General features: G+C 67.9%; 15 protein-coding genes. 10 read left to right on the forward strand and 5 right to left on the reverse strand.

The window, feature by feature from the left end; all coding sequences use genetic code 11:
* Positions 1-98: 98 nt before the first annotated feature.
* Positions 99-3,917 carry a LamG-like jellyroll fold domain-containing protein gene (locus tag QMX81_RS07360; RefSeq protein ID WP_282260126.1) on the forward strand — a complete coding sequence of 1,273 codons (3,819 nt, stop codon included), beginning with the start codon at positions 99-101 and terminating at the stop codon, positions 3,915-3,917.
* 45 nt (positions 3,918-3,962) lie between these two features.
* Here the strand turns inward: QMX81_RS07360 and QMX81_RS07365 are convergent, their stop codons facing one another.
* From QMX81_RS07365 to QMX81_RS07385, 5 genes are all read right to left on the reverse strand, one after another.
* Complete coding sequence (locus QMX81_RS07365; protein ID WP_282260128.1) at positions 3,963-4,802, reverse strand: PhzF family phenazine biosynthesis protein; 840 nt, start codon at positions 4,800-4,802, stop codon at positions 3,963-3,965.
* Positions 4,803-4,883: 81 nt separating this feature from the next.
* On the reverse strand, positions 4,884-5,474 hold the full coding sequence (locus tag QMX81_RS07370) for a cysteine dioxygenase family protein (protein ID WP_121043803.1): 591 nt from the start codon (positions 5,472-5,474) through the stop codon (positions 4,884-4,886).
* Between the two features lie 116 nt (positions 5,475-5,590).
* On the reverse strand, positions 5,591-6,409 hold the full coding sequence (locus tag QMX81_RS07375; RefSeq protein ID WP_282260146.1) for a rhamnogalacturonan acetylesterase: 819 nt from the start codon (positions 6,407-6,409) through the stop codon (positions 5,591-5,593).
* Positions 6,410-6,453: 44 nt separating this feature from the next.
* Complete coding sequence (locus tag QMX81_RS07380; protein WP_121043808.1) at positions 6,454-8,076, reverse strand: carboxylesterase/lipase family protein; 1,623 nt, start codon at positions 8,074-8,076, stop codon at positions 6,454-6,456.
* Positions 8,069-9,037, reverse strand: coding sequence for an alpha/beta hydrolase (locus QMX81_RS07385; RefSeq protein WP_282260131.1), 969 nt, complete (start codon positions 9,035-9,037; stop codon positions 8,069-8,071). Before QMX81_RS07385 ends, QMX81_RS07380 begins: the two co-directional genes overlap by 8 nt.
* A gap of 174 nt (positions 9,038-9,211) precedes the next feature.
* On the opposite strand from QMX81_RS07385, the gene QMX81_RS07390 reads away from it, so the two are divergent.
* The 9 genes from QMX81_RS07390 to kduD all read left to right on the forward strand — a co-directional run bounded on the left by QMX81_RS07390 (position 9,212) and on the right by kduD (position 18,644).
* Positions 9,212-10,033: a 2-keto-4-pentenoate hydratase gene (locus tag QMX81_RS07390; protein ID WP_121043811.1), complete on the forward strand. Its 822-nt coding sequence runs from the start codon at positions 9,212-9,214 to the stop codon at positions 10,031-10,033.
* Between the two features lie 37 nt (positions 10,034-10,070).
* A complete protein-coding gene (locus QMX81_RS07395) occupies positions 10,071-11,075 on the forward strand; it encodes a TRAP transporter substrate-binding protein (protein ID WP_121043814.1) in 1,005 nt (334 codons plus the stop codon).
* 12 nt (positions 11,076-11,087) lie between these two features.
* The gene (locus QMX81_RS07400; protein ID WP_282260133.1) at positions 11,088-11,618 is read left to right on the forward strand and encodes a TRAP transporter small permease; all 531 of its coding nucleotides are present in this window, start codon (positions 11,088-11,090) and stop codon (positions 11,616-11,618) included.
* A gap of 3 nt (positions 11,619-11,621) precedes the next feature.
* Positions 11,622-12,905: a TRAP transporter large permease gene (locus tag QMX81_RS07405; RefSeq protein ID WP_121043820.1), complete on the forward strand. Its 1,284-nt coding sequence runs from the start codon at positions 11,622-11,624 to the stop codon at positions 12,903-12,905.
* Positions 12,878-14,035, forward strand: a complete 1,158-nt coding sequence (gene pelA, locus QMX81_RS07410) for a pectate lyase (protein ID WP_282260135.1) — start codon at positions 12,878-12,880, stop codon at positions 14,033-14,035. The genes QMX81_RS07405 and pelA overlap by 28 nt, the downstream gene beginning before the upstream one ends.
* 38 nt (positions 14,036-14,073) lie before the next feature.
* Positions 14,074-15,654 (forward strand): family 43 glycosylhydrolase, encoded by a 1,581-nt coding sequence (locus tag QMX81_RS07415; protein WP_282260137.1) that lies wholly within the window; start codon positions 14,074-14,076, stop codon positions 15,652-15,654.
* Between the two features lie 43 nt (positions 15,655-15,697).
* Positions 15,698-16,756 carry a LacI family DNA-binding transcriptional regulator gene (locus QMX81_RS07420; protein WP_121044030.1) on the forward strand — a complete coding sequence of 353 codons (1,059 nt, stop codon included), beginning with the start codon at positions 15,698-15,700 and terminating at the stop codon, positions 16,754-16,756.
* 217 nt (positions 16,757-16,973) lie between these two features.
* Entirely contained in the window at positions 16,974-17,822 is an 849-nt protein-coding gene (gene kduI / locus QMX81_RS07425) for a 5-dehydro-4-deoxy-D-glucuronate isomerase (protein ID WP_282260139.1), read from the forward strand.
* Between the two features lie 66 nt (positions 17,823-17,888).
* Complete coding sequence (gene kduD, locus QMX81_RS07430) at positions 17,889-18,644, forward strand: 2-dehydro-3-deoxy-D-gluconate 5-dehydrogenase KduD (protein ID WP_019184096.1); 756 nt, start codon at positions 17,889-17,891, stop codon at positions 18,642-18,644.
* Positions 18,645-18,695: the final 51 nt, after the last annotated feature.

Below are 18,695 nucleotides of genomic sequence, written 5' to 3' on the forward strand. Positions count from 1 at the left end.
GGATGGCGGGCGCGGTGCGGGGGCGGGAGGCCACCGTGAGCCGCTGACGCCCGCTGGTGGTTCCGCTGTACTGTTTCTGCTGTCGAAAGGAAGGTCCCATGCATCGCCCTGTCGCCCCCTTGATCCGTCCCTCCCGCCTGTCCGCCAGCCTGCTGGCGCTGCTGCTCGCCGGCAGTGGTACCGCCTGGGCGCAGACCGCACCGCAGCTGCTGTTCCACGTGTCGGCCGACCAGAGTCTGCAGGCCGATACCGCTGTGGGTGACCCGGTCCCCAACTTCGTGGACAAGGTGAAGCGGGTGCCCAACGGCGCGCATGGCAGCGCGATCGAATGGGCGGATGATGGCGTGTTGTCGTGGAACGCACCGGGCAACATCCAGGCACAGCGCGGCACACTCGGCTTCTTCTGGCGCTCGCGCTATGCGGTGGGTGAAGCGCCGTTCGTGATCTTCCGGGTCGGCTATGCCGACCACAGCAGCTGGGACATGGCCTGGCTGCGCATCGACTGGAATGGCCACGGCTTCGATGCCTTCGTCACCGATGCCAACCTGGCGCGCACGCGCGTGTCGTTCAAGCTCGACCAGAACCCCTCGCCGCAACAGTGGCAGCACATCGCCTTCGGCTGGGATGAGAACCACGGCGTGCGGCTGTACGTGGATGGCAGGGAGGTCGCCCGCCAGGAGACCACCGCCGACTACGATGCCGCACTCGATCAGCTCGGCCTGGCCGCGCGCGTGATGGCCCCCTACCAGGTGCAGAGCCGCTACAACTTCCTGCGCGGCAGCGATTTCGACGAGATCCGCATCTATGACCGCCTGCTCGACCCAGCCGGCATGGCCGCGCTGGCCCGCAATGCCGCGCCCCGCACGGCAGTGGCCGAACCGGATCCGATGCGCGCCTGGCGCCATCGCCATGGCTGGGACGCTGCGCCGCCGCCGGCGCTGACCGCGCCGACCACCACGATCCGCAAGATCGAATTCGCCGATACCAAGGACCACAAGCAGTGGATGTGGAAGGCGACCGACGGCATCGCCGAAACCACCTGGCCGGGTGTCTACAACCGTTCACGGCTGCCGGGCCGCAACGATTACTTCCAGCTGCCGGACTGGAATACCTATGTAGAGGGTGGCCAGCAGCTCGACCTGACCCTGCCGGCCGGTGAGACCGTCAACCGCATCGAAGTGCGCGGCGCCGCCTTCGGCGGGTTGAGCCACAGTGTGGACGGCCAGCCAGCGCAGGCCCTGTTCGAGCGCCCGCAGGGGGTGGTCCGCAGCGTCAACCAGATCCCTGCGCAGGCGGGCGGCGTGCTGCACTTCCGCAATACCGCGCAGGAAACCCCGATCCAGGAAATCTGGGCGTACCAGGTCAGCGATGCCGCCGAGCCGGAGGGCACGGTCAAGCAGCGCTACCTGATCGACAGCCAGGCCCTGCCGGACTACACCAACATCGCGGCGCTGCGCGAGTACATCCAGGGCCGCTACCCGGCTGCCGAACGCAGCACGGTGATGGCGCTGCCCAAGGGCGCCGGCTCACGCAAGCGCACGGCCGATACGCTGCCCGCGCAGCCGATGCCGATCGTGCACGTGCTGATCCCTTCCGGCGTGAGCGACGCCCCAGCCGCACAGCCGCTGATCCGCAGCTGGGCACACAGCTGGGAGAACATGCATGACGGCCTGGACGGCATCGCGATCGATCTGCCGAAGCTGGATCTGCCCGCGACCCATGACGGCCTGATCCCGCTCAACATCCGCATCAAGGACCCGCTGTGGCCGGCGCGCGACATGATCGACGTGTCGGTCTCGGTCAAGCCGGGCCAGAAGCGCACGCTGTGGCTGGACCTGCGCGATCGCATCCTGACCGCCGACAGCCTGTGGATCTCCGTCGCGTCGGCCGCACCGGGGTTCAACGCCACCTCGCTGGACGGTGCGGAAATCCGCATGGTCTACAAGGACCGCGAGGAGGCCAGGAAGGAACACATCGCCGACCGCTTCAACCAGGTGCGCGACAACTGGGGCTTCCTGGTCGAAGAGCACACCACCTCCAAGCGCCAGCGCCTGTACGCGCGCGTGTACGCCGATCTCAGCGACCTGCTGCGGGTGGACCCGGACCACGAGCTCGGCCGCCTGTACTGGAACTACATCAGCTACAACAGCCAGGGCAAACCGCCGTTCACCCAGCCCGCGGCGCCCAACGGCGTGCCGCTGTGGGCGTTCCGGCAGACCGAAGATCTCAAGTACGTGCGTCGCTTCATCGAGTGGTGGATCGATAACCGCCAGATCGCCTACGGTGATTTCGGCGGCGGCATCTCCGACGATTCCGACCTGACCCAGCAGTGGCCGGGGCTGGCCCTGATGGGCGTGCAGCCGGACAAGCTCAATGCCTCGCTGACCGCGCTGTCCGATGCGGTGTACCGCAATGGCATGTTCAGCAACGGCCTGAGCACCATCGAGACCGACGAACTGCATTCCTACGAGGAGGGCATCAACACCAACAGCGCGATGCTCTACCTCAACTGGGGCGATCCGCTCACCATCGAGCGCCTGATGGAAACGGTGAAGGCGTTCGACGAACGCATCATCCTGCCCAACCCGCAGGGCCATCTGCTGTTCTCCAGCAACTGGTTCGGCGGCAACAAGGTCTACCGCGAACCGAACTGGCAATGGCAGAAGCCGTATTCCTTCCCGGTGCTGCACCCGGCGTTCCTGATCGGCCAGTACAACGCCGATCCGACCGGCCGCAAGCTGGTCACCGGCCTGGCCGATGGCTATCTCGCCCACGCCTACACCGACGACAAGGGCCGCTGGGCACTGCCGAACGAGATCAACTGGGCAACCGGCAAGACCCGCGGCGGTGAGCTCAACAACGGCTCGGGCAGCGGCGACATCATGCATACCTTCTGGGCGGCATGGCGCTGGACCGGCGATGACAAGTACCTCAAGGCGCTGGATTACCGCGTCGAGCGCGGTGGCCCGGGGGCGCTGTCCAACCTGGGCGAGAACTATGTCGAGGCCCTCGGCCGCGGCGCCGAATGGAACCCGCGCTTCATCAGCGATGCCGAGGGTGGCAGCACCGGCTTCGCCAGCCTGATGGCGTGGCAGGCCACCGGCGACAAGAAGTATCTGGAAGCGCTGCATGCCGACGGCATCCAGGCCAAGGCGCAGCGCGAATACATGAACACCGAAGGCCACTGGTGGTCCGACCGTGTCGAAGCGCCAAGCGAATTCCTGCAGCGTGCACGCCTGGGCGGCATCGCGCTCAAGCGCAACCAGAGCTGGCCGGGCCACACCGTGAGCTGGCGCTTCGCCCAGCCGCAGGCCGCCGAGCAGGTCGCGCTGCTGGTGCACGCGCCCTCGCCGGACCGCTTCAAGGTGATCGCCTACAACCTGGGCAAGCACGCGGTGGAGGCGGAGATGAGCACCTGGAACGTCACCGCCGGGCAATGGCGGATGACCAGCGGCGTGGACCGCAACGGCGATGACACCATCGACGGCAAGGCCACCACGCGTGATCTCACCCTGGAACGCAGTGCCTCGACCACGCTGCGGTTCGTGCCGGGCCAGAGCCAGGTGTTCGAGTTCGAGCTGGTGCAGGCTGGCACCCCGGTCGAACAGCGGCCCGACCTCGGCATCGGGCGCGGCGATGTGCGCGTGGACGGGCGCCAGGTGCAGGTGACCGTGCACAGCCTGGGCCATGTCGCGACCGGTGTGGGCGTGGCAGTGCTGGAAGATGCCAGGGGCCGTGAGCTGGCCCGGGCCGAGATTCCGAGGTTGGCGGCGCCGAGCGACCTGCTGCCGAAGACCACGATTGTCAGCCTGCCGTTGCCGGCCGGGGATCGCGGTGGCCTGCGCGTACGGGTGATGCAGGCCGACGGTGCGGCCGAAGTGACCCAGCGCAACAATGGGGTGGCGCTGGACCCGTAACGCCATGCGGTGCATGGCGCTGCCGGCTCCCGGCCCCTGTCTGGCTCACAGCGTGACCTGCCCCTCGATGCAGGCCACACAGTCGCCACCGATCCACAACGCATCGCCCACCCGCTCCACCCGCAGCCGCCCGGCACGGCCGATCGCCGTGCCCTGGCTGATCACATAGCGATCCGGTGCTTCGCCGGTGGCCAGCAGCCAGCGCGCGATGCCGGCATTGAGGCTGCCCGTGGCCGGGTCTTCCGGCGCGCCGTCGCCGGCAATGAAGGCGCGGCTCTCGTACTGGGCCTCCTCGCCATCACTGGGCAGCCAAGGCCCGAACACACCCACCTTCACGCCCTCCAGCTGCGCATAGTCCGGCTGGACCGCAAGTACGGCCGCACGATCACGCAGGCGCAGTGCCAGCCAGCCGGTACCGTTGTCTGCCCAGCGCGCGTCCATGACGTCCTCCGCGGCTACGCCGAGACCGCGGCGCACCTGTTCGCGCAGTGCCGGTGCCAAGGGCTCGCCGCGCAGCAGCGGCGGCGCCAGGAATGCCAGGCCGGACGCGCTGCGCCGTATCCGCACCAGGCCGATCCCGCACTCCTGCACGATCTCCTCGCCCTTCGGCACGCCGCCATGCGCCAGCCACGCATGGCAGCTGCCCAGGGTGGGATGCCCGGCGAACGGCAGCTCTTCCAGCGTGGTGAAGATGCGCACGCGATAATCCGCCTGCGGATCGGTCGGCGGCAGCAGGAAGGTGGTCTCGCTCAGGTTGGTCCAGCGGGCGAACGCGGTCATCCGAGCGTCGTCCACGCCTTCTGCATCGAGCACCACGGCCAGCGGATTGCCGCGCAGCGGATCCTGGCTGAAGACATTGACCTGTTGGAACGGCAGCGTAGGCATGGCGGAACGTCGGGAAACGGGTGGAGTGCGCATGATGCGCGGCACCGCGGCGTCGGGTCGAGCGCTGCGCCCGGTCGCACCCTAGGCTGCGTCGGTTTCCATCACCTGCACGCGGCGTTGGTACCAGCCGTCGGCCTCGGGTTCGAAGACGGCGCTACGGGTCATCTCGCCCTGGTACACGTGTACCGAGATCGCCAGGTCGTCATCGCTGGTGTTGCGGATGGTGTGGTACTCGTGCGGCGGGATCAGGCTGCCGGCACTGCCGCAGTCGCCCAGCACGGGCGGCTCCGGGCGGAAACGGAAGCGTTCGCCGTCGCGCTCCAGCAGCTGGTACTGGGTGATCGCCAGCTGGCCCAGCCAGACCCCCTCCACGCACCACAGCCCGCTGTGGTCGTGCAGCGGCGTGCCCTGCCCCGGCCCCCAGCTCATGGCGACGATGCTGTAGCCGTGCTCCGGGCTGCGATACAGCTCGCGGCGGGCGTAGTGATCCTCGATCGGGTGGTGCACGCAGGCCGGCAGCTGGATGCGGCTGTCGGCGATCGCCTCGCGCAACGCCGCGCGCAGCGTGGCGGCGATCTGGTGCGCGTGCTCGTGCTGGACGGCATGGTCGACGGCGGCGATCAATCGATCACGGCCATGGAACGGAGGAAACGGGTTGCATTGGTCTTGCATGCCCCGAGTCTAGGCGATCCCGGTGAACAGCGTGTTTGACCTGAATCACATCCAATCGACCCACGATCCCCGACATAGCGATCCATTCGGAAGCATTCGAAGGGTCCGCCTATCGATCAGGGAATCAGCATCGGACGCAACGACGGGACCTGCCGGGCCAGTTCCTCGGTGACCAGCGTGGCAAACAGCGCCGCCCCATCCGGGCCCAGGTGGGTGTAATCGAACGCGACCTTGGCTTGCCCCATGGGCTCGGTGAGGGCGTTGTTCTGCGCGGCCGGTGCGCCAGCCACGGGCGCTGCGCCCACAGTCGTGCCCTCCAGCGCTGCGCTGACCTGGGCGGGCGTGGCGGCCGCCTGCGCCAGCGGCATGGCCGCGACCGGCCCCAGCGCCTGTACCACCGCGCGGCTGCGCGCGTGCAGGTCCACCAGGGGCACCTCCAGCTCGCGCGCCACGGCGCGGACCGCCTCGGCCCAGGGGGCCAGGTCATCGATCAGCACGCCATCGGCGAACTGGCGTCGGGTCAACGGGGTCAGCAGCACCGGCTGCGCACCGGCGGCACGGATCTCACGCACATAGCGGCGCAGGTTGTCCGGGAACTCGCGCTGCAGATCGGTGGAGCGGCCCGGCTTGCCGGGCTGGTCGTTGTGGCCGAACTGGACCAGTACCCATGTGGTGGCATAGCCGGGCGTGCGCATCTCCGCCTCGGCCAGCGCCCACGAGCCCTCGGCGCGGTAGTTGTAGGTACTGCGGCCGCCACGGGCCAGGTTGGTGCAGGTCAGGAACGAGGTCACGTGCCGCGCGCAGAAGGCCGGGCCCCAGCCGCCCTGCACGGCCGTGGTGGAATCACCGACCAGCACGATCTTGCTGGCCCGGATCGGGGTCGGGGCCGGGCGATCCAGCACCGCTGGATCCACGGCGGCCTGCGCCGCGCTCATCAGGCCGAACAGCGCGCTGCCCAGCAGCCAGGACGTACACCGCATCAGAACGTACCTCGTTGAATGAAGGGGGCCTGCTGATAGAGGCGACGCTCGCCACCGCGCGGGTCGTCGGCCTGCTGTGGGGGGGTATCGAACAGCATCGTTTCGCGGCGGGCCAGCGAATAGGTCTGCCAGCGTGGCAGTCCGCCGTGATTTGGATCGCCATGGCGGGCGAAGGCGATCAAGGCCTCGCTCATCGTGGCCGCCACGCGGGTCGCCGCTTCGCTGTCACCGGTGCGCGAGCCGGGCCGATCGGTGGTATCGAACACCAGCGGGATATCCAGCGTGTGGAACGCGCCAAACTTGCCGCCGTCCAGCGGCGAGCCCCAATCGAGTTGATAGGCCCAGGTGGGTGCGCCCTGGCGCGCACGCGCCTCCAGTTCCTCCACCGCACCGCGCCACGAACGACCGGCGGTGGTGGCCGCGAAGAACACTTCCGAAGGCGTGTAATGCGGATACAGGCGGCGGTACTCGGCGATCACCACCGAGGGCAGCAGGTCCACGTACTGCTCTTTTTCCAGCTTGGCCGGCAGCGTCTCCCAGGTCAGTGCGAAGTTGGCCGGGTCGTTGCCGAGGAAAGCGCGGGTTTCATCGTGGGTGTTGCCGATCACCATCGGAATCCCGGCGGACTGCGCGGGCGCCTCCGGCCAGAACGGATGCACCGGCAACGAACGCCCGTCGAGCACCGGCCCGACGTAGAGACTGCTGTTCTCCACGCGCGAAGGGTCGCGCGCACGGGTGGCGGCCAGCAGCGCTTCCATCGGCATCGTGCGCAACGCGTCGGCATCGGCTGCGCCCACCGCCTGCATCGCGATCTGCGCGCGCTGGGTGGCGGCACGCGGGCCGGCCGCGGTCACCTGCTGCCCGCTCATGGTCCACGCGCGCTGGAACAGGCCGCGCGCGGCGGGCATGGCCATCAGCGTGGCGATCTTCGCGCCGCCGCCGGATTGCCCCACCACGGTGATGTTGCCCGCATCGCCGCCGAACTCGGGCGCATGCTGGCGCACCCACTGCAGCGCCTGGACCAGATCGAGCTGGCCGACGTTGCCGGAATCGGCGAAACGCGCATCGCCCAGCTGCGCCAGGTACAGATAGCCGAACACATTGAGGCGATGGTTGACCGTGACCACCACCACGTCGCCGCGCCGGCACAACGCGCTGCCGTCGTACAGCGGGTCGCTGCCCGAGCCGTTGTTGTAGGCGCCGCCGTGGATGTAGAACACGATCGGGCGCTTGCCGCCATCGCGCAGCGCCGGGGTCCACACATTGAGGTAGAGGCAGTCTTCGCTGCCCGGCCCTTCGCTGCCGCCCTGCGGCGCGGCATTGCCGTACGCCAGCGCATCACGCACGCCGCGCCAGGCCGATTCCTGCACGGCCGGCTGGAAGCGCCGGGCGGCGGTATCGGCGCCGTAGGGAAGGCCGCGGAACACGTGGATGCCCTGCTCCTGCTGCCCGCGCACGCGGCCACTGCGCACGCGCGCCAGCGGCGCGGCATCGTGGCGCGGGCCGGGCACGCCCGCGAAGGCGGGCAGCAGGGGCAGGCTGGTCGCACCGAGCATCACGGCATAGCGCGCGCTGTCGCGCAGGAAACGGCGCCGCTGCAGGTCGGCGGGGGAATCAGTCATGGCGCGCGGGCTCCGTGTGGCGCGAGGGAATCCAGCGCAGCGCCAGCTCAGGCCACTGCGCGACGGTCAAACCGGCCGGGATGCGCACGCCGAAGCCATGGCCGCCGAACGGGAACAGATGCATTTCGGTGGTGACACCGGCGCGCAGCAGCGCCTGGTAATACACCAGGCTGTTGTGCACCGAGACCACGTTGTCGTCCTGCGCATGCACCAGGAAGGTCGGCGGCGTATCGGCGCGGACCTGATCCTGCATCGAAAACTGCTGCTGCAGCGCCGCATCCGGATGCGGCCCGAGCAGACGGGTACGCGAGCCGGTATGCGCATGCGTGCCCATGTCGATCACCGGGTAGATCAGCAGCGCGACATCCGGCCGCGCGCTGAGCGCATCGATGGCATCGCGATGCGGATAGGCCGGTGCATCGAAGCCGTTGCTCAACCGCGCGGCAACGTGCCCGCCGGCCGAGAAACCCATCACCCCGATGCGCTGCGGATCAATCTGCCATCGCGCGGCATCGGCGCGGATCACCCGCATCGCACGCTGGGCATCGGCCAGTGCGGCCTGGCGATCACTGCGGCCGGCGGGCAGCCGGTAACGCAGCACGAACAGGGTCACCCCACCCTGCTCGACGAACGCCGGCACCAGCGCGGTGCCTTCCTTGTCGAGCACGATGCGCTGATAGCCGCCGCCCGGCACCACCAGCAGGGCGCTGCCATTCGGGCGCGCCGGCCGGTATACGACCAGGTAGGGCGCACTGACGTTGTCGATGTAGCGGTCCGGCAGCGCCGGATCGCGGCTGCGCTCGATCACGTTGGGCACGGTGGCCGGGCCGCCTTCGCCGGGCACCTGGCCGTCCGGCCACAGCACGATGCGATCGGGGGCGCCGGCGGCCGGTTCGGTTTCCGGTACGGCACGCTCGGCCGCGTGGGCCAGGCCGCCGGCCAGCAGCAGGAGAGTCAGCATGGGCAACGCGAGGAAGCGGCGCATCCGGGTACGTCCTTGGGCATGGGAACAGGCATCGTGCCTGACCGGCAGCCGTTCTGATGCGCTGCACATTGCCAATGACACCGGTTTACCATATACAGCACATCCAACCGCTGTCGATTGGCAGTGCAACAATTTTTCCGGGAGACCCGCTTGAGCAACGACCACGGCAAACAGGACCTGCCCGACCAGGGGTTGGGCGAGATCGCCCGGCACTTCGTCAGCGCCCGCCAACACGGCCAATCCCTGCCCGATTTCCCGGGAACGATCCCGGAAGACCTGGTCACCGCCTATCAGGTACAGGACCAGGCCATCGGCCTGTGGGACGACCAGGTGGTCGGCTGGAAAGTCGGCTACATCGCCGCCGAGCGCCGCGATGCCTCGGGCGATGATCGCCTGCTGGGCCCCATCTTCTCGCGTCAGCTCTGGAATGCTACCGGTGGAACAGTCGAGATTCCGGTGTTCGTCGGCGGGTTCGGCGCGGTCGAGGCCGAGTACGTGATCCAGCTGCAGGAAGACGCCCCGGCGGACAAGCTGCACTGGACCCCCGAAGAGGCCGAGGCGCTGCCCGCCAGGCTTTTCATCGGTGTGGAAGTGGCCAGCAGCCCGCTGGCGACGATCAACAAGCTCGGCCCGCGCGTGGTGGTGTCGGACTTCGGCAACAACAACGGCCTGGTGCTCGGCACCGAGATCGCGGACTGGACGCGCCTGGATGACGCCGACCTGCGTGCGGAAACCCGCATCGAAGGCGAGGTGGTCGGCACCGGTGGCGCGACCCTGCTGCCCGGTGGCCTGCGCACCGCCTATGCGTTCGCGCTGGGGCGTTCGGCGCAGCGTGGGCGGCCGTTGAAGGCCGGCGATCTGATCGCCAGTGGCAACGCCACCGGCATCCACGACATCGCCGTGGGCCAGCAAGCATTGATCCGTTTCGTCGGCTACGGCGACATTACCTGCAAGGCCATCGCCGCCGGATAACCGCGCGGACATGGCGAGCACGCTTGGGAGGGCGCAGATGTTCACTCGCAGAAGTTTCCTGGCTACCAGTCTGGGCGCGCTTGCCGCGCCCGCGCTGACAGCCTGTTCGCGGTCATCCAACGCCGCACCGGCCGGTGCGCAGCTGTTGACCGCCACCGACGTCCACGTCGCCGATTACCCCACCGTCACCGCGGTGAAATGGATCGGGAAAACGCTGGAAGAAAAAACCGGCGGCCGGCTGCGGCTGCGCCAGTACCACTCCGGCCAGCTCGGCCGTGAGTCCGAGGCGATCGACATGGCCCGCTTCGGCGCCATCGATATCACCCGCGTCTACTCCGGCGCGCTCAACAACGCGTTTCCGCTGACCCAGGGCCTGTGCCTGCCGTATGTGTTCGAGTCGGTGGCGCACATGCGCCGCGCGCTCGATGGCGGCGTCGCCGATACGGTCCTGCAGGGCTTTGAAACGCGCGATCTGGTCGGCCTGGCCATCTACGATTCCGGTGCGCGCTGCTTCTACAACACCAAGCACCCCATCGTGGAGCCCAAGGACCTGCACGGCCTCAAGCTGCGCGTGGCCTCCTCGGACATCTTCATCCAGCTGATGCGCCTGCTCGGTGCCAACCCGACCCCGATGTCGCTGGGCGACACCTTCTCGGGCATGGAAACGCACATGATCGACGGTGCGGAAAACAACATGCGCAGCTTCCACTCCAGCCGTCATTTCGAGGCCGCGCACTACTGGTCGCAGAGCGATCACTCCTACGCACCGGACGTGCTGCTGATGTCGCGCCAGAGCTTCGATGCGCTGAGCCCGGCCGACCGCACCCTGGTGATCGAGACCGCACGTGAATCGGTGCAGGTGATGCGCGAGCAGTGGGATGCCTCGGAAAACAACGCCCGCCAGGCCGTGGCCGATTTCGGCATCAGATTCAACGAGGTCGACATGCCGGCCTTCCGCAAGGCCGCCGACCCGCTCCTGCAGCGTTACCTGCAGCAGCCGGAGCTGGCCGCCCTCACCCGTCGCATCCGCGACTTCGCCTGAGGCTCCGACGCGATGTCCGACTCGACTTCCGAAACCGTCATCACCCCCGCCGCGCCGCAGCGCCTGCTCAACGTGATCGCCGATGTGGCGATCTACATTGCCGTCATCGCCCTGCTCGGCCTGGTGGTGGTGCAGGGCTGGCAGGTGTTCGCCCGCTATGTGATCAATGATTCGCCCAGCTGGACCGAGCCGGTCACGCTGCTCCTGCTGGCCACGGCGATGAGCCTGGGTGCGGCCACCGGCGTGCATACTCGCCGCCACTTCGGCTTCTTCCTGCTGGCCGCGCACATGGGCCCGGGCCTGCGCCGTGCGGTGGACGTGTTCGCCGCGCTGGTGGTGGCCGTGCTGGGCGTGGTCATCGCCTGGTGGGCGGCCGTGCTGCTGATGGACGGCCTGGATATCAAGGCCGCCGGCGCCCACCTGCCGCAGAGCATCAACTACCTGCCCCTGTCGATCGGTGGCGCCTTGATGGCGATCTTCGCCGTGAACCAGATGGCGCTGGCTGTACGGCCGGCCGATGCCGTTGCCGAGGGAGATCGCTGAGTCATGGGTATTACGATTCTTTTCACCGTGTTCGCGGTGCTGTTGCTGCTCGGTGTGCCGGTCGCGTTCGCGCTGGCCGCCGCCGCCCTGGCCACCCTGTGGTACCTGGATCTGCCGACGCTGGTGCTGGTCCAGCAGATCTCCGCCGGTACCGGCTCGGCTTCACTGATCGCCATTCCCTTGTTCATCTTCGCCGGTGAAATCATGATGCGCGGCGGCATCTCCGAGCGCCTGATCTCACTGGCATCCTCGCTGGTGGGGCGCATGCGCGGTGGCCTGGGCCAAGTGTCGATCCTGTCCTCGCTGTTCTTCGGCGGTGTGTCCGGCTCGGCCATCGCCGATGTCTCGGCGGTCGGTGGCACGATGATCCCGCAGATGGTCAAGCGGGGTTACGACCGCGACTTCGCGGTCAACGTCAGCATCACCGCCGCGCTGGTGGCGCTGCTGGTACCGCCGTCGCACAACCTGATCCTGTTCTCGGCCGCCGCCGGTGGTGGGCTGTCGATCGCCGATCTGTTCGCGGCCGGTATCGTGCCGGCGCTGCTGATGACCGTCGTCCTGATGATCACCGGCTATCTCGTGGCGCGCCGCCGCGGTTACGGCGTGGAGATCTTCCCGGGCTGGCGTGCGGTGCTGCTGCGCCTGGTCTCGGCGCTGCCTGGCCTGGGCCTGGTCGCGCTGATCTTCATCGGTATCCGTGCCGGCATCTTCACTGCGGTGGAGAGCGCGGCGATCGCCGTGGTCTACGCGCTGCTGGTGACCACCGTGCTGTACCGCCAGCTGGACTGGCGCGAGTTCCTCGGCACGGTCACCCATGCCGCGCGCAGCACCGGTGTGATCCTGTTCGTGATCGCCACGGCGGCCGTGTTCGGTTGGCTGCTGGCGTATCTGGAAGTGCCGTCGGCCGCGGTCAACTTCCTGCAGTCGTTCGCGCACAGCCAGTTCATGGTGCTGTTGATGATCGTGGTCATGCTGTTGCTGCTGGGCACCTTCATGGACCTGGCGCCGATGATCCTGATCTGCACGCCGATCTTCCTGCCGGTGGCCAAGGCCTACGGCATCGATCCGATCCACTTCGGCCTGGTGCTGGTGCTGACCGGTGGCCTGGGCCTGGTGACACCGCCGGTGGGCTCGGTGCTGTTCATCGGTACCGCGATCGGCAAGATCAGCGTCGGTGAGAGCATGCGCTCGATCTGGCCGTTCTGGTTCGCTGCGCTGGGCGTGCTGTTGATCGTCACCTTCTTCCCGGAAATGTCGCTGTGGCTGCCCGCCCTGCTGCGCGCGTAAGCGTGCGGCGGCTCGCGGTACTGCTGTGGATCGCCCTGCCCTGCGCCGTCATGGCGCAGGGCCAGGACATCCCGCTGCGCGGCTTCCAGGACGGCATCAACCATTGGCAGAGCGGGCACGGCACGGACTACCCGCGCTATGCCCCCGATCAGTACCGACAGATCGCCGACACCCTGGTGGCGCTGCAACGCCATGGCGGCGGCTGGGCGGTCAACCAGGATCCGCAGCGGATCCTCGACGATGCCGCCAAGGCACAGGTGCTGGCTGACCAGGCCACGCCGGGCGGCAGCTTCGACAACCGCAACATCTACACCCAGGTCAGCTACCTGGCCGAGGCCTTCGCGCGCAGCGGCGATGCCCGCTACCGCGACGCGGCCGTGCGCGGCCTGGATTTCATCCTCGCCGAGCAGGTCCCCCGCTGTGGCGGCTGGCCGCATTCGGTGCCCTCGCGCACCTCGTACCACGGGCACATCACGTTCGCTGACGACGTCACCAGCGGCGTGCTGACCACGCTCCGGCGCATCCAGCGTGAACCGGCGTTCGGCTTCATCACCGCCGATCAACGTGCCCGCGTGGACGCGGCCGTGACCGCCGGTGATGCCTGCCTGCTGCGCCTGCAGGTGCGCCAGGACGGCGTGCCGACGCTCTGGGCCGGGCAGTACGACCGCACCACCCTGCTGCCCGCGCAGGGGCGGAAATTCGAACTGCCGGCGCTGGTCACCGACGAGAGTGTCGGCGTGGTCCGCTACCTGATGTCGATCCCGGATCCTTCGCCGCAGGTGGTCGCCTCGGTCAACGCCGCGATGGCGTGGTTCCAGACCCACGCGTTGACCGGGTGGCGGCTGGAGACCTTCGAAACGACGCCGGAACAGTTCGCGTTCCACCGCACCACGGTCGACCGCCGCCTGGTCGCCGATGCGGGCGCGCCGCCGCTGTGGGGGCGCTTCCACGACCTGCACGACAGTGGCGTGCTGCTGGCCAACCGCGAGGGCGAACGCGTCGCCACGTTCAACGACATCCCGCGCGAGCGCCGCACCGGCTATCACTGGTACGGCACCTGGCCGCAGGCCCTGATCACCACCGAGTACCCACGCTGGCAACAGCGTCTTGCCGGGACCGGGGCGCGCTGAGCGCAGCCGGCCCACGATACGTTCAAGGGAGAAAGACGATGCACCTGAGGAAGACCCTGGCCAGCTTCGCCACCGCCTGCCTGCTGCTGGCAGGCGCCGGCCACGCCGCCGAGCCGGCCACCCACTGGACGCGCGGGATCGAGAACCAGCGCCAGGCCGATCTGGGCAACGGCACCTTCCTCAATCCGGTGTTCGCCGGTGATCGCCCGGATCCTTCCGTGCTCAAGGATGGCGAGGATTACTACCTCACGCTGTCCTCGTTCGATGCCTACCCCGGCCTGCCGATCTGGCACTCGCGCGATCTGGTCAACTGGCAGCCGCTGGGCCACGCGATCACCAAGAACGTAGGTGCGATCTGGGCCCCGGACATCGTCAAGCACGGCAGCCGCTATTACATCTATTTCCCGGCCCGCACCGGCGAAACCCGCAGCAACTTCGTGGTCTGGGCCGACAGCATCAACGGCCCGTGGAGCGAGCCGATCGACATCGGCCTGGGCGGCTACATCGATCCCGGCCATGCGGTGGGCGAAGACGGCAAGCGCTATCTGTTCCTCAGCGGTGGCGACTACGTGCAGCTGGCCGATGACGGCCTGAGCGTGGTCGGCACGCCCAAGCACGTCTACGACGGCTGGAAATACCCGGAAAGCTGGGACGTGGAGGCCTATGCGCAGGAAGGCCCGAAGATCAATTTCCGCGATGGTTGGTACTACATGACCACTGCTGTGGGCGGCACCGCCGGCCCGCCGACCGGGCACATGGTGATCACCGCGCGCTCGCGCTCGATCCACGGCCCGTGGGTGAATGCGCCGAACAACCCGATCATGCGCACCCGGTCGGCCGCCGAGCCGTGGTGGTCGCGCGGCCACGCCACGGTGATCGAAGGCACCGACGGGCGCTGGTGGATGATGTATCACGGCTACGAGAACGGGTACTGGACGCTAGGCCGCCAGGCGCTGCTGGAGCCGATCGAATGGACCGCCGATGGCTGGTTCGTGGCCAAGGGCGGTGACCTCGGCCAGCCGCTCGCCAAACCGTCGGGCACCTCGGTCGGCCAGCACGGCATGGCCTTGTCCGACGATTTCCGCGGCAGCACGCTCGGTGCGCAGTGGTCGTTCTTCAACCCGGCCCAGGACGAGTACAAGCGTTTGGCCTTCACCGGCAAGGGCATGGTGCTGCAGGGCAAGGGCAGCACCCCGCGCGACAGCTCGCCGCTGACCGCCATCGCCGGCGACAAGGCCTACCAGTTCGAGGTCGAGATGGAGATCGCCCCGGGCGCGGTGGGCGGTGCCCTGCTCTACTACAGCGACCGCCTGTATGTGGGCGTGGGCAGCAACGGCGAGAAGTTCATCATGCACCGCTACGGCGAGGAGCGCCCCACCCGGCTGACCCCCAGCGCCACCGGCGGCACGCTGTGGCTGCGGGTGACCAACAACCGCCATATCGTCACCATCCACTCCAGCACGGACGGTAAAACCTGGCAGAAGTACCCGGTTCAGATGGAAGTCTCCGGCTACCATCACAATGTGGCAGGCAAGTTCCTGGCCCTGAAGCCGGCGATCTATGCTGCTGGCGACGGCAAGGTCCAGTTCCGGAATTTCCGCTACCGCGCCCTCGATTGAGCTCCCCGCTAGAATCCCTTGACTCATCCCCGGTTTGAACGACATGTCATTGCGCAGCAAAACCGATCCGTCGCCGCACGGATTGACCAAAGGCAAGGCCGCCACGATCAACGACATCGCGCGTCTGTCCGGGGTATCGAAGAAGACCGTTTCGCGCATCATCAACAACTCACCGCTGGTGCGTAAGGACACCCGCGAGAAGGTCGAAGCACTGATGCGCGAGGTCGGTTACACGCCCGATCCGCTGGCCCGCGGGCTGGCCTTCCGGCGCTCGTTCCTGATCGGCATGGTGTACGACAACCCGACCGCCCAGTACATCGTGGACATGCAGTACGGCGCGCTGGATGCGCTGCGCGGCTCCAGCTTCGAGCTGGTCGTGCACCCCTGCGATTCGCGCAGCCCCGGCTACATCGACGGTGTGCGCCGCTTCGTGCAGCAGCAGAAGCTGCACGGCGTGATCCTGGTGCCACGTGCCTCCGAAGACCAGGCGCTGGTGGACATGCTCGATGAAATCGGCTGCCGCTTCACCCGGATCGCCTCGCTGCCGCTGGACGATACCTCGCAGATGGTGGTCACCCACGACCGCGACGGTGCCGCCGAAGCGGCCGATTACCTGCTCTCGCTGGGCCACCGCGACATCGCCCTGGTGACCGGCCCGAGTGCCTACCGCTCTGCGCACGAACGCACCGCCGGCTTCATCGATGCCCTCGCCAAGCGCGGCATCGAGCTTCCCCCGGCACGCATCGTGGAGGCCGGTTACACCTTCGAATCCGGTGTGGCCGCGGCCGAGAAGCTGCTGCTGGGCAAGCAGCGCCCGACCGCCATCTTCACCGGCAACGATGAAATGGCCGCCGGTATCTACAAGGTCGCGCTGCGCGCGGGCATCAACATCCCGCGCCAGCTCTCGATCATCGGCTACGACGACAGCCCGCTGGCCTCGCGCCTGTGGCCGTCGCTGACCTCGGTGCGCCGGCATACCCGCGACACCGGCCGCACAGCGGCCGCGATGCTGATCCAGCCCGACGGCCAAGCCGTGATGCAGCACGCCAGCGTCCGCCCGCACCTGATCGTGCGCGACTCCTGCCAGCCCCCCGAGGATTGACGCCCAAGGCGTCAACCCTCGGTAGGTCACGACCGTTGGTCGTGACGCTTCTTCTGTCGTCACCCCTGTTCTGTCGTGTCGCCTTCCGTCCCGACCCCGTCCGCGGGCCACCCGGCCTATCGTGCGCTGCAAAATGACACCGGTTTACCAACTGGCTACAATCACCTGGAATCGTGCCGGGGCCGACGCATCGCCCCACCCCTGCTCTGGAGACGCCATGTACTGCAAGACCCATTACGCCACCCATCCCGACGCCATCAAGGGCGCCAGCAATGACGACCTGCGCGATCTGTATCTGCTCGATGGTCTGTTCAACGCCGATGCGGTGACCCTGAAGTACACCCACTACGAGCGCTTCGTGCTCGGCGGTGCGGCCCCGGTCAACGGCCCGGTTTCGCTGCCCAGGCAGACCGAACCGGCCTCGGCTGCCGGCCACGCTTTCCTGGAGCGCCGCGAGCTGGGCGTGATCAATGTCGGCGCCGGCAGCGGCACCGTCACCGTTGACGGCACCGTGTTCACGCTCGGTCCGAAGGACGGCCTGTACGTGGCCATGGGCAGCGAAGACGTCGTGTTCGCCTCCGATGACGCGGCCAACCCGGCGCAGTTCTACCTGGCCTCGACCCCGGCGCATGCGCGCTTCGAGACCAAGGCGCTGTCGATCAAGGATGCCGTGGCCCTGGACCGTGGCGCGCTGGAAACCAGCAACGAGCGCACCATCTACCAGTACATCGTGCCGGCCACCTGCCAGTCCTCGCAGCTGCTGCTGGGCCTGACCGTGCTCAAGCCGGGCAGCGTCTGGAACACCATGCCGCCGCACCTGCACGACCGCCGCAGCGAGGTCTATTTCTACTTCGATCTGGGCCAGAACGACCGCGTGTACCACTTCATGGGCGAGCCGGACGCGCAGCGCCACATCGTCATCCAGAACAACGAAGCCGTCGTGTCGCCGCCGTGGTCGATCCACATGGGCGCCGGCACCAGCAACTACGCCTTCATCTGGGCGATGGGCGGCGAGAACCTGGATTACACCGACATGCACGTGCTGGACATCTGCCAGCTCAAGTGACCCCGACGCGCCGCCGGCATCGCGCCGGCGGCGTCTGTTACGCATTGGACAAGGACTACATACGCAATGGCTAATCCGTTCAGTCTGGAAGGCAAGGTCGCCCTCGTCACCGGTGGCAACACCGGCCTGGGCCAGGGCATCGCGGTCGCATTGGCGCAGGCCGGTGCCGACGTCGCCGTGGCCGGCATCGCGCCGCCCACCGAGACCATCGCCAAGATCACCGCGCTGGGCCGCCGCTGCCTGGCGATCGAAGCGAACCTGATCAGCATCGAGCCGGTCGAGCGCGTCATCCGCGAAACCATCGAAGGCCTGGGCGGCCTGGATATCCTGGTCAACAACGCCGGCCTGATCCGCCGCGCCGATGCGGTGGAGTTCAGCGAGCAGGACTGGGATGACGTGATGAACGTCAACATCAAGTCCGCGTTCTTCATCTCGCAGGCCGCCGGCAAGCATTTCATCGCACAGGGCCGCGGCAAGATCATCAACATCGCCTCGATGCTGTCCTTCCAGGGCGGTATCCGCGTGCCGTCGTACACGGCCAGCAAGAGCGGCATCGCCGGCATCACCCGTCTGCTCGCCAACGAATGGGCCAGCAAGGGCATCAACGTCAACGCGATCGCCCCGGGCTACATGGCGACCGACAACACCGCCGCGCTGCGCGCCGACGAGGACCGCAACAAGTCCATCCTCGATCGCATCCCGGCCGCACGCTGGGGCACCCCGGAAGACCTCGGCGGTACCGCCGTGTTCCTGGCCTCCAGCGCCTCGGACTACGTCAACGGCGCGGTGCTGCCGGTCGACGGTGGTTGGCTCGCCCGGTAACACCATCGCGACGCGCTGGCGCGCCCACGATCTGCGCTGCAGATCGTGGGC

Origin of the sequence: Stenotrophomonas sp. PS02301 (assembly GCF_029959485.1) — a bacterium.
Lineage (GTDB): Bacteria > Pseudomonadota > Gammaproteobacteria > Xanthomonadales > Xanthomonadaceae > Stenotrophomonas > Stenotrophomonas maltophilia_Z.